10 protein-coding genes are annotated in these 13,852 nt (G+C 62.5%); 4 read left to right on the top strand and 6 right to left on the bottom strand.

Features of this window, described 5'->3' with window-relative positions:
• Positions 1 to 16: 16 nt before the first annotated feature.
• Positions 17 to 1,393 carry an amidase gene (locus B0G77_RS11060; RefSeq protein ID WP_133662168.1) on the bottom strand — a complete coding sequence of 459 codons (1,377 nt, stop codon included), beginning with the start codon at positions 1,391 to 1,393 and terminating at the stop codon, positions 17 to 19.
• Between the two features lie 241 nt (positions 1,394 to 1,634).
• Between B0G77_RS11060 and B0G77_RS11065 the strand changes: the two genes are divergently transcribed.
• The 3 genes from B0G77_RS11065 (at position 1,635) to B0G77_RS11075 (ending at position 5,901) form a co-directional block, all read left to right on the top strand.
• Entirely contained in the window at positions 1,635 to 3,392 is a 1,758-nt protein-coding gene (locus tag B0G77_RS11065) for a cation:proton antiporter (protein ID WP_133662169.1), read from the top strand.
• Between the two features lie 126 nt (positions 3,393 to 3,518).
• The gene (locus B0G77_RS11070; protein ID WP_133662170.1) at positions 3,519 to 4,901 is read left to right on the top strand and encodes a type 1 glutamine amidotransferase; all 1,383 of its coding nucleotides are present in this window, start codon (positions 3,519 to 3,521) and stop codon (positions 4,899 to 4,901) included.
• A 280-nt stretch (positions 4,902 to 5,181) separates the two neighbouring features.
• Entirely contained in the window at positions 5,182 to 5,901 is a 720-nt protein-coding gene (locus B0G77_RS11075; protein ID WP_133662171.1) for a DUF2968 domain-containing protein, read from the top strand.
• A gap of 70 nt (positions 5,902 to 5,971) precedes the next feature.
• Here B0G77_RS11075 and B0G77_RS11080 read toward each other — a convergent pair whose 3' ends face one another.
• Positions 5,972 to 6,895, bottom strand: a complete 924-nt coding sequence (locus B0G77_RS11080) for a hypothetical protein (RefSeq protein WP_133662172.1) — start codon at positions 6,893 to 6,895, stop codon at positions 5,972 to 5,974.
• A 236-nt stretch (positions 6,896 to 7,131) separates the two neighbouring features.
• Entirely contained in the window at positions 7,132 to 7,674 is a 543-nt protein-coding gene (locus B0G77_RS11085; RefSeq protein ID WP_133662173.1) for a GNAT family N-acetyltransferase, read from the bottom strand.
• A gap of 298 nt (positions 7,675 to 7,972) precedes the next feature.
• Here B0G77_RS11085 and B0G77_RS11090 point away from each other — a divergent pair, with 298 nt between their 5' ends.
• Entirely contained in the window at positions 7,973 to 9,271 is a 1,299-nt protein-coding gene (locus B0G77_RS11090; protein WP_133662174.1) for an MFS transporter, read from the top strand.
• 95 nt (positions 9,272 to 9,366) lie between these two features.
• Here B0G77_RS11090 and B0G77_RS11095 read toward each other — a convergent pair whose 3' ends face one another.
• The 3 genes from B0G77_RS11095 to B0G77_RS11105 form a co-directional block, all read right to left on the bottom strand.
• The gene (locus B0G77_RS11095; RefSeq protein ID WP_133662175.1) at positions 9,367 to 10,929 is read right to left on the bottom strand and encodes a SulP family inorganic anion transporter; all 1,563 of its coding nucleotides are present in this window, start codon (positions 10,927 to 10,929) and stop codon (positions 9,367 to 9,369) included.
• 73 nt (positions 10,930 to 11,002) lie between these two features.
• Complete coding sequence (locus B0G77_RS11100) at positions 11,003 to 11,605, bottom strand: carbonic anhydrase (protein ID WP_133662176.1); 603 nt, start codon at positions 11,603 to 11,605, stop codon at positions 11,003 to 11,005.
• A 47-nt stretch (positions 11,606 to 11,652) separates the two neighbouring features.
• A complete protein-coding gene (locus B0G77_RS11105) occupies positions 11,653 to 13,167 on the bottom strand; it encodes a winged helix-turn-helix domain-containing protein (RefSeq protein WP_133660315.1) in 1,515 nt (504 codons plus the stop codon).
• Between the last annotated feature and the right edge of the window lie 685 nt (positions 13,168 to 13,852).

Below are 13,852 nucleotides of genomic sequence, written 5' to 3' on the forward strand. Positions count from 1 at the left end.
TTGCATCGCGTTTTGTCTAGCGGATCGTGTTGAGGACGGCTTCAGTCGCCCGGCCGATGGCGAGCAGGGCATCGTCAGCGTGCGGCGCGCCGGCGAGCATCAGCCCGACGGGTGCACTGCTGCGCGGATGGCACGGCAGCGACAGGGCGCACGAATCGAGGAAATTGAACGCGCTCGGATTCCGCAGGATCAATGCGTTGACCCGGCCGAAAGCGTCGTCGTCGTGTTCCAGATCGGCGACGCGCGGCGGCAAGACCGGCACCGTCGGCGCGACGATCGCGTCGAAACGTTGCCACAGTGCGCGCGCAGCCTCGAGCAGCGCGTTGCGTTCGGCGACGAGGTCAAGATAGTCGGCTGCGCTGGCTGGCTGGCCTTTGAGAATCCGCGCCAGTACGCGCGGGTCGTACTCGTCACGGTGTTTCTCGAGCAACGGACGGTGCCATGCATAGGCCTCGATCGGCGAAAAGCCGAAGCGGTTAATCTCTGGCAGCCGGTCGAGCGGTGCGAAGCGAACCTCGCTGACAATCGCGCCGGCCGCTTCCAGATGCTTGAGCGCGGTATCGATTGCCTCGGCCACGGCGGGCTCCACGCCGTCCGTGACATGGTTCGTGAGCACGCCGAGCCGCACGCCTTCGAGCGGCCGCGCGGCTGGAATGCGCGGCTCGAGCCCGGCCAGCACCCGGTCGATCAGCGCGCAGCACGCCACCGAAACGCCGATCGGGCCGAACGAATCGAGCGTCGGCGAGAGCGGCACGCCGCCCTGTTTTGGAATGCGGTCGGCGGTCGGCTTGAAGCCGGTCAGGCCGCAGAGCGCAGCCGGAATGCGGATCGAGCCGCCGGTGTCCGTGCCGAGCGCGACCGCGGCCATGCCGTCCGCAACCGACGCCGCCGCGCCCGACGACGAACCGCCCGAGATGCGTTCGTCGCCTTTCACCCCGCGCCGGTAGGGCGACAGCGGGTTGCCGTAATGCGGATTGAGGCCGAGACCGGAGAACGCAAATTCGCTCATGTTGGTGCGGCCGACGATGACTGCGCCCGCCCGCTTCAGCCGGGCGACCGCCACTGCATCGGCGATTGCCGGGGCGGCGTTTTCGAGCGCGCGTGAACCGGCGCGCGTCACCTGGCCCTGAATGTCGAACAGGTCCTTCACCGAGACGGGGATGCCGGCGAGCGGCGACAGCACGGTGCCGGCGGCGCGCAGGCGGTCGTGCGCGTCGGCAGCGGCGCGGGCGCTGTCGGCATCGACGTGCATGAAGGCAATGGCGCCTTGGCCTGCCGGATCGGCGATCCTGTCGAGTGCGGCTTCGACGAGTGCGCGGCTGGTGGTGCGTCCGGCGGCCAGATCGGCGGCGAGTTGGGCGAGCGGCGGGAAGGGCGTGAATTCGGTGGCCATGGCAGTCCGGGTCGGTTGCATGATGCGTGGACCGGCTTCGCTACGTGCCGCGGGGCTGTCTCAATGACGTGGTACCAAGGGACAGGACAGGCGGGCGGCGGCGAAACCGTCAGGCGATATCGTCCGCATTGTAGATCGGCTCCCGCCAGCTGGCGGATGACTGAACCGTAACCGGCTGAAATCGATCCGCCGAGGGGATGGGTTACCATTCAAGTTTTACATATTGTAAGGATTCTCGCGCATGCATCACGGCATCGGCTTCATTCAGGACCTGGCGGTGGTGATGGCGATCGCGGGCGTCGTCACCGTGCTGTTTCATCGCCTGAAACAGCCGGTGGTGCTCGGATACATCGCAGCGGGCGTGATCATCGGGCCATACACGCCGCCGTTCCAGCTGATCCACGACGAGCAGACGATCCAGACCCTGGGCGAGCTCGGCGTGGTATTCCTGATGTTCTCGCTCGGGCTCGAGTTCAGTCTGCGCAAGCTTTTTCGCGTGGGGGCGACAGCGGTTGTCGCGGCCTTGTCCGAGATCGTCTTGATGCTGTGGCTGGGCTATGAAATCGGCAGCGCGTTCGGCTGGAACCCGATGGATTCGCTGTTCCTCGGCGCGATCCTCGCGGTATCGTCGACGACGATCATCGTCAAGGCGCTCTCGGATCTCGGTCTCAAGCGCGAGCGTTTCGCGCAGCTCGTCTTCGGCATCCTGATCGTCGAGGATATTCTCGCGATTGCGATGCTCGTCCTGCTCTCCGGCATCGCGCAGACGGGCCAGTTGAGCCCGGGCATCGCGTTCATCACGCTCGGCAAGCTGCTGCTGTTCATGACGGTGTCGTTAGTGGTCGGGATTCTCGTCGTACCGCGGGCGCTCAATTATGTCGCGCGTTCGAACAGCGACGAGATGCTGCTCGTGTCGGTGCTCGGCTTTTGCTTCGGCTTCTGTCTGCTCGTCGTGAAGCTCGACTACAGCATTGCGCTTGGCGCCTTCATGATCGGTGCGATCATGGCCGAGTCGCGTCATCTGCATCGCATCGAGCATCTGATCGCGCCGCTGCGCGATGCGTTCTCCGCGATTTTCTTCGTCACGATCGGGCTGATGCTGAATCCGGCCGTGCTGGTCGACTACGCATGGCCGATCGCCGTGATCACGGCCGCGGTAGTCCTGGGCAAAATCGTCTCGTGCGGGCTCGGCGCCTTTCTCGCCGGCAGGGACGGGCGCACGGCGATGCGGGTCGGCATGACCGTCTCGCAGATCGGCGAGTTCTCGTTCATCATCGCGTCGCTCGGCCTCACGCTGAAGGTGACGAGCGCGTTTCTCTATCCGATCGCGGTCGCCGTCTCGGCGCTCACGACACTCTTCACGCCCTACCTGATCCGCGCCGCAGACCCGCTGACGCGCCGCCTCGGCGCGGCGCTGCCGTCCACTGTCGTGAACGTCTTCGGCATGTACGGGCAATGGCTCGACAGCTTGCGGCCGGAGAGCGGCGGTCCGACCGTGTTCAGCATCACGCGACATATCGTCCTGCAGATCGCGGTGAATCTTGCGCTCGTCGCGGCGATCTTCCTGGCCGCTTCGTATGGCGCGCCGTATGCCGGGGCGTGGCTCGCGCGCTGGGTGCCATCCGAGCCGATCCAGCACGTCGTGCTGTGGAGCGCGGCGCTCGTCGTGTCGATACCGTTTCTTGTCGCGGTCTATCGCAAGACCAAGTCGCTTGCCTTGCTGCTCGCCGAAGTCAGCGTGCAGCCCGCGAAGGCGGGGCGCTTCACCAGTGCGCTTCGTTATGCGATCTCGGACCTCGTGCCGGTGGTCTCGATGATCGGCGTGTTTCTGCTCGTCGCGGCGCTCTCCGGCGCGATCCTGCCGCCGACTGGCCTGCTCGTCGCCGTGCTGGTCTGCGCGGCATTGCTGGTGGCGCTGCTGTGGCGCTGGTGCGTGAAGATCCACGCCTCGATGCAGATCGCGCTGCGCGAAACGCTCGACGAACAGCCCGACCCGTGATCCGGCGACGCCGAAAAAAACGCAACAATGTGAGTAATTGTTTGGAGGTTTGCCCGCCATCGCCCGGTGGCGGATAATCAGGGCTGGTCCATTCGTTCGCGTGCCCGGCGCGCCTGCCCCACAGTCATGAGCGAAAACAAGTCAGCCAATCCCGGCACACCCGGCGCTTCTCCGGCAACCGACCTGCCTGGCGTTTCGACGTCTGCCTCGACGTCTGAAACACAGCAGGGATCGACGGGGCCTTCCAGCGAAACCAGCGAGGCGGCGGCACGCGCCTCGACCGATGCGCCCGCAAGCGCATCGACCGTGACGCCAGCCGATCCTCCCAGGACCCAGCAACAGCTCGATGCAGCACGGGCCCGCGCCGCCGCCGTGGAGGCGACCGCGAAGCAGGAAGCCGAAGTGCATGAGCGGGACCGGGACAAGGCTGCGAGGCATGGCAGCCCGGCGTCGCCGGCTTCAGCCGCTCCGGCTGCGCAACAGGCTCACAAGGCAGCGGCGGACACCACCGAGGCAGCGGCGGACGCTTCGGCGAAACCCGCGCCTGGGTCGCCGCCCCCGGGCTTTACGTCGCAACCCGATTTCACTGCCTTCAACCCGCCGCCGGCCAGTGCGCTGCCGCCGTCAACGCCGCGCTATCTGCGGCAGAGCGATTCGGCCTGGTCGGTGTTCGGCCGGATCATCGCGGCACGTGCCCGGCAGCTGTTCGATCGCGCCGGTCAGAGGATTACCCAGCGCACGCTGCGCATCGGCGTGTCCGCGCGGATCTTTCACCCGGAACCGGGTGCGAGAGGGCTGCGCGGCAAGACGTTGCAGTACCTGGAAGAATCGATTGCCCACTGGGTGATGTCACGCGACGTGATCGTCTTCATGATCCCGACGGTCGGGCATCAAGGCATGCTGCATCCGAGCAACATCCGGCTGCGCGACTATGCAAAGCATCTCGACGGGCTGTTGCTGCAGGGTGGCGCGGACGTGTCGCCGCAGTCGTACGAGGAAGTCGCAACGCGGCCGGAATGGCCCGGCGACCGTGTCCGGGACATGTACGAACTCGAGCTGCTGCATGAATTCGTCGAGTCAGGCAAACCGGTGCTCGGCGTTTGCCGCGGTTGCCAGCTGATCAACGTCGCGTTCGGCGGCACGCTGTACCAGGACATCGCCACCGATGTGCCGACTGCCGGCGTGCACGTCAGCGAACATTACGACCAGCACCGTCACGCGATCCACTTCCCGGACGGCTCCACGCTGGCGAACATGTTCCCCGGGCGCCGCGAGGCGATCGTCAATTCGATCCACCACCAGGCGGTGAAGTCGCTCGGACGCGACCTGAACATCGAGGCGGTGTCAGCCGCGGACGGCATCATCGAAGCCGTGCGCTATCGTCGCGCTCCGTTCGTGATGGGCGTGCAGTGGCACCCTGAGTTTCACCGCGCCGGTGGTCCGGAACTGCTCGATTGCACGCCGTTGCTCGATACCTTCCTGCGGGTGGCGCGCGAGACCCGCTTCTAGCGTATGCCTTCCCGGGCGTTTCCGAGGCACCTGAAAAAGCCGGCTTCAAGCCGGTTTTTTCTTGTCGTTGTCCGTGATAGTTCAGCCGCTCGGCGCGGCGAAATTTCTATGCATCGCGGCGACGGCCGAGTGGGGCGGATCAATCGACAGCACCGCCGACATCACCGGTCTTTATCTTGATTTAAAGTCCCGCCGCGCGACTGTAGAACGCTTCGCTTTGCTACGAATCCGCGCGATAATAAGCGGCTCTACTGGAATTGTTTCGCTTGGAGCGTGCACGATGAAGTACTCCTTATCTCTGCGGCGCGTGGCATTGCTTGCCATGGCGGGCGCCTCGCTGCATGGCGCGTTGGCGCTGGCGCAGGAGAGCGAGGCGACGGTGCCCGTCGTCGGCACGCGGCCTGCGATGAGTGCACTGACGGCGCAGCCCGCCACGTCCGCGCCCGCACCGCAGGCCGCATCGGGCGTCGTAGCGGGAAATGACGCGGACGTGCAAGGCTACGTTGCCGAACTGATCCAGATGATCCACGACGCGAAGCTGGTCGAGTTGCGTACGACGTACAACGGCAGCTTCGGTGCGAGTCTCTTTTTCCATCCTGACGAAGTGACGTACTACGTCGCGCTGTTTCAGGACCGTCATTTCTGGCGCGTAATCAAGTCCCAGGACGAGGCGCGTGCCGAAGCGATCTATGCGGGCTTCGTGCAGCAAACGTCGCAGCTGGCTGAAATCGAGATTCACCGCACGCAGTTGCAGGCACAAAACGCGTTTCTCGATCGCGTGATTGCGTCGTCGGCAGATCGCGCACGGCGTCTGCAGGCTGATCTCGAAGTCGCTCGCACGCAACAGGCGCAGGTCAGCGATCGTCAGCGTCAGATGCAGGCCGAGGCCGTCGCGTTGCGTGTCGAGAAAGAGAAGGCCCAGGCACAGTTGCGCGATCTGCAGCGCCAGGTTCAGATGCTGCAACGTCAGAATGAGGCGGGTTTGCCTGCGACCAAGTAGCCACGCGCAATCGCGTGATCAAAAGAGAACAGCCCTGTGCGTACAGGGCTGTTCTGTTTTGCGCTGTCGGCTATGGTGCGAAGCGCTCAGGCACCTCGGTAACCCGACGTTGCTTCATGTGGTCCATCCAGCTGGTGTCGTCAGTTCGCGCTGCATGGTGCGACGGTGCAATATCGCCGCCGTGCGGGCGTGCCCACATCGTAATGGAAGCGTACTCGTCAGTGACAGCCGGCGTGTTTTCGCGCGATGAAAAGCGCCCCGCCGCCGACGGCATCGCGGTGGAACGATAGGTCGTTGAGCCTGCCGATGCGGTGTGGCGGCGAGTATCAACATTGTGGGCCGTGGCGCGATACTCTGCATTTCGCGCGTGAGCCGTGGGGTGGCGATTGCTGCGACGGGTGGGTTTGTCGGTGGCCTTTGCGTTTACGTGTGCGACGGTATTGTGCGCCTTCCGTACGTCGACTTCTGAATGTGCGCCCTGAGAGGTCGCTGCGGCTGTTTGCGCTTCAGGTTGCAACGGTTGTGCGACAGGGCGCGCTGTGGTGTCGGGTCTGGCAACGTCCTGTACCAGGTGAACCGGCGTGTTTTTCAATGCGATCCATGTCAGCAGCGCGATGCCTCCCGCTGCTGCGGCGCCGCCTGCGAGGGCGGCACGCTTGCGTGTCGACGGGGATGGTGCGACCGACGCCACGACAGTTTCCGTCGATGTGACCAGCCTGTCGCCCGTCGACACTAAAACAGCTGCTTGAGCGCCAACATTGGCTTGGTCGGCTGCGGGGTGCGACTCCCAGCGACACAGCGAACGTATCGCATCTGCGCTCAGACAGAACGTGCGCAGCATCGCGGCATAGAGCGCCTTGAGCTGCGGGCGAACGCTGAAGTTGGGCGGCAGGAGTGCCCATTCGCGTCCGAACGGAACCGGCAGGCCATCGAACGGGCGCGCTCTCGGGAGGGCTATGTGGCCTTCGATCAGGGTGAGGGGGATAGTCGACATCGACGTTTTAGCGACTCCTCGCAGCGGGATCCTGGAGCTTCACGGCGACGTGCGAAGCGGTATTGTTCAACGTGCGCATACCCGTTCAAGCGGCCACTGACAACTCACGCCAAGAGCCATATAGGAAGCAATGGATGATGCACCCAGCGAGGGGGCGTCAGCGATCAGACGCGTCTTAAAATGGCGGTCAAGTGAGCAGGAGTGCTGATATTCATAAAGGCATCAACTTCGCGGCATTAGCCGTCAACGCTGGTGCCTTCATTCCCCGCGTCGAGGCGGTACACATAGCGCAGCGCTGTAATGTCGACGCCACCCATGTGATCGGGCTCGGCGCCCGCGGGTTGCCAGCCTTGCCGTTCGTAGAACGCGATCGCTTGTGCATTGCCTTCGAGCACATACAGATAGACCTGCGCTTCGCCGTGCGCACGGGCCCAGTCGAATGCAGCGCGCATCAGCAGCTTGCCGACGCCGATGCCCTGATGGCCCGGCAGCGTATGCAGATTGTCGAGTAGCACGCCCCACGGCGAATCGACCTGCCGTTCGACGCACGCGAAGCCGATCGCTTCTCCCGCACGTTCGGCGATGACGACGAGGCGCCTGTCTGCGCCCGGGGCATTCAGGCGTGCCTGCCAGTGGGCCGCACGTTCAGTGACGACATCGTTGTCAAGAAACGCAGCGGGCAGCAGGCCACGGTAGGTCTCCCGCCAACTGGTGGCATGAATGGTCGCGATGAGCGCTGCGTCGTCGGTCGAGGCAGGACGCAGGTTGAGTTCGGACATTGCAAAAAGCTTTTAAAAGAGATCAGGCAGTTAGTGTACTGCTCGCGTACACAGCTGGTTTCGTAAGTATTTTGTATGAAATGCGAGTTGACAGCAGTGGCGGTAAGATCCTGCCAGGCGGGCGCTTCGAGCCCGCTCCTGGTATTGCCCGGATATCGCGTCGATGCCCGGCGCATCAAGATCAATTGCCTCTCTGCGCATTCGTCCTGATGTCTCGCCGCGCGCATCGACTTGCCGACGCCGTGGATTGTTTCAACTGCGCTTCGCCGGCACAGCGAAGCGCCAATCAGAGAATGTCATGTCTACTGCGTCCCACGCATCTTCGCCCAACGAATCAAAGGTCAAGACAGTATTCCGCGTTGTCAGCGGCAACTTTCTTGAAATGTATGACTTCATGGTCTACGGCTATTTCGCATCCGCGATCGCCAAGACCTACTTCCCGAGCGGCAGCGAGTTTGCCTCGCTGATGCTGTCGCTGTCCGTGTTCGGCGCGGGTTTCCTGATGCGCCCGATTGGTGCGATCGTGCTTGGCGCATACATCGACCATCACGGCCGTCGCAAGGGGCTGATTCTCACGCTCGGGCTGATGGCGCTCGGCACGCTCACGGTGGCCTCGGTACCAGGTTACGCGACAATCGGACTGCTCGCACCCGTGATGGTCCTGTTCGGCCGGCTGTTGCAGGGCTTTTCGGCTGGCGTCGAACTTGGCGGTGTGTCTGTGTATCTGTCCGAGATCGCGACGAAGGGCAACAAGGGTTTCTATTGCGCATGGCAGTCGGGTAGCCAGCAGGTGGCCGTCGTGTTCGCAGCACTGATCGGCGTGATCCTGAATAGCGTGCTGCCCGCCGAGCAGATGACGGCGTGGGGCTGGCGTGTGCCGTTCCTGATCGGCTGCCTGATCGTCCCGTTCCTCTTTCTGATCCGCCGCTCGCTGAAGGAAACGGATGAGTTCCTCGCGCGCAAGCATCATCCTTCGATGGGCGAGATCATGAAGACGATGGCGCAGAACTGGGGCATCGTACTGGCCGGCATGGGCATGGTCATCATGACGACGGTGTCGTTCTACATGATCACCGCCTACACGCCGACCTTCGGCAAGGAAGTGCTGAAGCTGTCCGCGATCGATGTGCTGGCGGTTACCGTATGCGTGGGCGTGTCGAACCTGATCTGGCTGCCGCTCGCGGGGGCCTTATCGGATCGGATCGGGCGTCGACCGGTGCTGCTGACGTTTACGATTCTCACGATCCTCACGTCGTATCCGGCGGTGCAGTGGCTGGTTGCCGATCCTTCGTTCCTGCGCCTGCTCGGCGTGCTGCTGTGGCTCTCATTCCTGTACGGCAGCTATAACGGTGCGATGGTCGTCTCGCTGACGGAAGTCATGCCGGTCGAAGTGCGTACCGCTGGCTTCTCGCTGGCGTACAGCCTCGCAACGACGGTTGGCGGCTTCACGCCGGCGATCTCCACGCTGCTGATTCATACCACCGGCAACAAGGCTGCGCCTGGGCTGTGGCTGGGCGTCGCGGCGATCATCGGCCTGATCTCGACGCTCGTGCTGTACCGCACGCCGGAGGCGCGCAATCAATACCGCACCGCCTGATGACGGGCACGCGCGGCGTCGCGCGATGACGTGCGCAGCCGCGTATGCAACTGGAGTCGAGTCGAATAGGGGCCGAAGGGCCCCTTCTTGAGCTCTTACCTGCTCTCGACGCCGGCGACCGCCGCCGCTGCGTCCACACGGCTTTCACGCGCCGGGCTTTGCAGTTGCCGGCATTCCACCGCGATACCCCTGCGCGGTGCGTCGAGAACAAACCGGTCGATCAGTTCGCGCACGTCCGGATCGATAAAGTCGGCGCGCGTCGCATCGACGATCACGAATGCATTGTCCGGAATCTGCTGCAGGTGTTGCCGCAGCGATACCTTGCCGAGGAACGACACGTCCTTACGAAACGACAGCAGAAAATGGTCGCCGTGTTGCGCGATAGTGATGGGACGCTGCAGATTGGCGCGGATCGCGAGCGCGATGCTGCATGCAATGCCTAGCAGGATGCCGATCAGCAGATCGGTCAGCAGCACACCGACGACCGTCACGACGAACGGCGCAAAACGCTCGACACCCTGTCGGGCAATCGAGGTAAACAGCGAAGGGCTGGCGAGTTTCAAACCCGTGAAAATGAGAATCGCGGCCAGGCAGGCAAGTGGAATCAGATTGAGCACACTCGTGAGCACGAACACGCTGCACAACAGCAGCATGCCATGCACCACCGCCGACCAGCGGCTTTGCGCGCCCGCGTGAACATTCGCGGAGCTACGCACGATCACCGAAGTGATGGGCAACGCGCCGATCGCACCCGCCATCATGTTGCCGATACCCTGCGCCTTCAGTTCGCGATCGGGATAGACGGGTCGTTTCTTCGGATCGATCTGCTCGACCGCTTCAAGACTCAGCAGCGTTTCGAGACTCGCGACGATAGCCAGCGTCATCGCCAGACGCCAGACGTCGGGGTTCATCAGCTGGGCGAACGCAGGAAATCTGAACATGTCGCTCACTGCATCGAGCGAATCGAGCGAAGGTAACGCGACGCGATGTTCGACCGGAGGCGCAAACGCCGGCGCGAAGGCATCGAGGACCAGCGTCGCCGCGATGCCCAGCATGACAACCACGAGAGGGGCCGGCATCGCCCGGACCGCCGCGAAGCGGCGCAGGGCCTTCGATTCCCAGCCCGCGAGTACCGCAAGCGAAAGCACTGCAATCAGGCTGGCCGCGATCGACATCGAACCGATCGGCGTATGAAGCACGCCGGCGTTCGCGCCGCCGACCGCTGCGCCGTCGTTCGCCAGGCCGGCCGCGAGAGGCAACTGCTTGATGATGAGCATCAGGCCGATCGCGGCGAGCATGCCCTTGATCACCGACGACGGCACATAGGCGGCAAAGCGCCCCGCTTTCAACATTCCGAAACCGAACTGGATGACACCCGACAACAGCACGGCGATCAGAAAAGCGGAAAAACCCCCGAGCCGGGCAATGCCTTCGACGACGATCACGACAAGCCCTGCCGCCGGTCCGCTCACGCTCAGCTGGGAGCCGCTCAAGAGCGCCACGACCAGCCCGCCGACGATGCCGGACAACAGACCCGCAAACGGTTCGACGCCGGAAGCATTCGCGATGCCAAGACAAAGCGGCATCGCGACCAGAAAGACAACGGTGCCGGCAAACAGATCGCGCGGCAAGGTCATAAAGGTTTCACGTAGGCTCATGTTTTTCCGGAGAGGTGAGAGTTCGCGGCGGCGGGCACCGCGCGGGTAGATTGATACGCGGCCGGTGGACGGCTTACGAGGCCGCGGCTATTTGACCGGATTCCCCGGTGAAGCCGGAGGCAAGGACCTTGATCAGTCCGTTGTGCAGGCCGAAGATCCAGCCATGCACGCGTGGCGCAGACTCGGCATCACACACGATCGGCGTTCTGCGCAGCTCACGGACCTGTTCCAGTACACTCAACTCGGCCAGGCGGTTGACCCGCGACTCGCCTTCGGGCAAGCCATCCAGTTCCCGCCGGTGTCGCGACGCCAGCGCACATAGCGGCGCAATCCGCCGGGTCACGTGCGGCAAATCCGGCGAGGGCATCAGCAGCGACGCGCGCACCCCGCCGCAACCGTAGTGGCCGCAAACAATCACGTCGTCGACCTTGAGTACGCGCACGGCATATTCGAGGACGCTCATCACGTTGTCGTCGGACGAAGAGAAGAGATTGGCGATATTCCGATGCACGAAGAGATCGCCGGGATTGGCGTGAGTGACCGTTTCAGCCGGCACGCGGCTATCCGAACAGCCGATCCAAAGCACCTTCGGATTCTGGCCTTGCGTGAGGCCGGAGAAGAATTGCGGATCGCTATCGGCGGTCTCACGCGCCCAGGCGACATTCTCGACGAGCATGCGTTTAGTAACTAAAAAGTTAAGTCTTCGCGATTTGTGAGAAGACTTCAGTGTGCTGCGGCCAGAATTGGAACGATGTTGAAACGGGTGAGAGAACAGGCAGCAGCGATGGCGGCGCGGCCCAGACGCGTGAGGTAGTAGCGGTAGGTATGGGCCACCTTCTTGATCAAGCCGAGTGTGCGCAGTCGCGAGAGCTGTCGGGACAGCACCGGGGCGCTCATGTCCACATGCCTGGCCAGATCGGCACGGCGCAGGCCATGCACGTTGAACTCGCCGCGCTGCAAGGCACGCAGCAGTGCTTGCTCGCCGCCGTTGAAGAAGTTGAGTCCTTTGACCCTGCGCTCATTACTGCCCACGCGGGACTGGCTCAAACGTTGAAGGTCGCGCTCACCTGCGCTGGGGTCATCCAGACTCGACAAAAACGCGAGGTAGCGCTGGTTGCAGCCCAGCATGATCTCGCGCAGGTCGAACAGGCTGTAGATGGTTTTCCTCAACGCTGCGAGTTCGTAGGTGCTTTGGCCATTCCTGTGTTCCACCTTGCGGTGGTGTTTGAAGAAGCTCACGTCGTTGATGGTGGTTTCTATCCGCAACACATGGGAGAACTTGTCGTAAACCTTGACGCTGGCAACGCCCATATGGTGCTTGATGCAGCGTCCCTCGATGCGGGTGGACAGCCGCGAGCCGATCTCCTGCGCCAATTGCGGCGTGACCTTCTTGCCCAGGAAGCCGGCTACTTTCCCGGCGTGCGCGGCCAGCACCGCCTGACGCGACAGCACGTCGTACAGCGGCACCAGCGTCTGTTGGCTGCGGAACATCAGGTCAGTGGAATACTCGGCCTGCCGCAGGCTCCAGTGGTAGGTCTGGCCGAACACGTCGAGCACCGGGCACAGCCACTGCGCGTAGCGGTCCAGTCGCTCATGCAGCATATCGGGGCTCAGCGCGTCGGCGATGGCCTGTGCACGGTCCATATCGGCAATGCGCAAAAAGGCGTTGTCGGCCTGCACGAACCCGATGCCCTCGCGCTTGAGCGCACGGGCCACGGCGCCGTGGCCATTGCAGTAGAACTGCAAGCCGAACGGTGCCCAGGTCGGGACCCTGAGGTAGCACAGCCCGAGTTCGTCATCGATGAAGTAGAAGTAGTAGTGCAGACACTTGCCCGTCTCGGGGCGCAGGTAGGTCTTGCCGCTGCTCTTGTCGTGCCACGGCTTGTAGCTCGGGCAGGCCTCCATCGCCGAGATGACGTGCACCAGCCCGGGTGCATCGCCACGCCCCTGCAGCACGCGTGCCACCAGATCTTCCTTGCGGATGTGGCTCTTGTTGACGTGCTCAATCTCGATGCCGGCGGCAGCGCAGACCTCTTGCGCGCGCACACGGATGCGTTCGCGCAGCGGTTCGGCGAACCTGGCGTAGTCGAATAGGCGAATGCCGTTGGCGTTCAGAAAACTCGTCATGCCCGCTGCGTAGCACGCGCCAGGCAGCGTGCCCGTGATCAGGATTCGGTCAAAGCACGACAGCACGCCGTGCAAATTCGCCGCGTAACGCTCAATCAGATCGGCCTTCATGGTTCACTTCGGCATCGGCTGGCTATATGGCTACGCATCGTACTACCTGTTTGGTTCCGGCTCGTCCGGCTTAGGATGATTCATCGACAGGCACTCCAGCGGAGAAAAGAACGGGCGTTATTGATCGTGCGTTTGCTGTTCGACGGACGGGGTTTTGTTGCAAATAACTAAATTCTTGTGAATTGCTTTGTAAAAGAGAGTTTCATCATTCTCAAATATGAAGAGCAATACCGTGTTTTATATAACCTGGTTCGCAAGTGGACTTACTCGTGCGTAATCGTCACCGCCTTCTCGATTTCCCGCTAGTCCCAAACACCAGGATTTGAAATTAGCCCTACGCCTCCACGAGGTAGGCGTGTGACGTCTTCTGAGGCTAGCTCGGCGGTCAATACACGTCGTGCGGCGCACAATGCTTGAACTCTGCAAGTGCTGGCTGGCAATCGTCAAACGCGCTTCAGCGCTGACGCTGTTGATATGTGATCCATTTTCTTCATATTAACAGCTTATACGCGGCAAAGTGTTGCACTTCGCATTTAAAAACAAATTTGACAATTACTTTATTTATTTGGGAATAATCCTATATTCACGCGCTCTATAAAAACAATTTAGGTGTTGAGTGTCCGCTATTGTTTAATCTGTGAAGCGGGGCTGTTGACTTGAAACGTTTTTATTTGGGCAGGTTATG

This window comes from Paraburkholderia sp. BL10I2N1 (assembly GCF_004361815.1).
Taxonomy (GTDB): domain Bacteria; phylum Pseudomonadota; class Gammaproteobacteria; order Burkholderiales; family Burkholderiaceae; genus Paraburkholderia.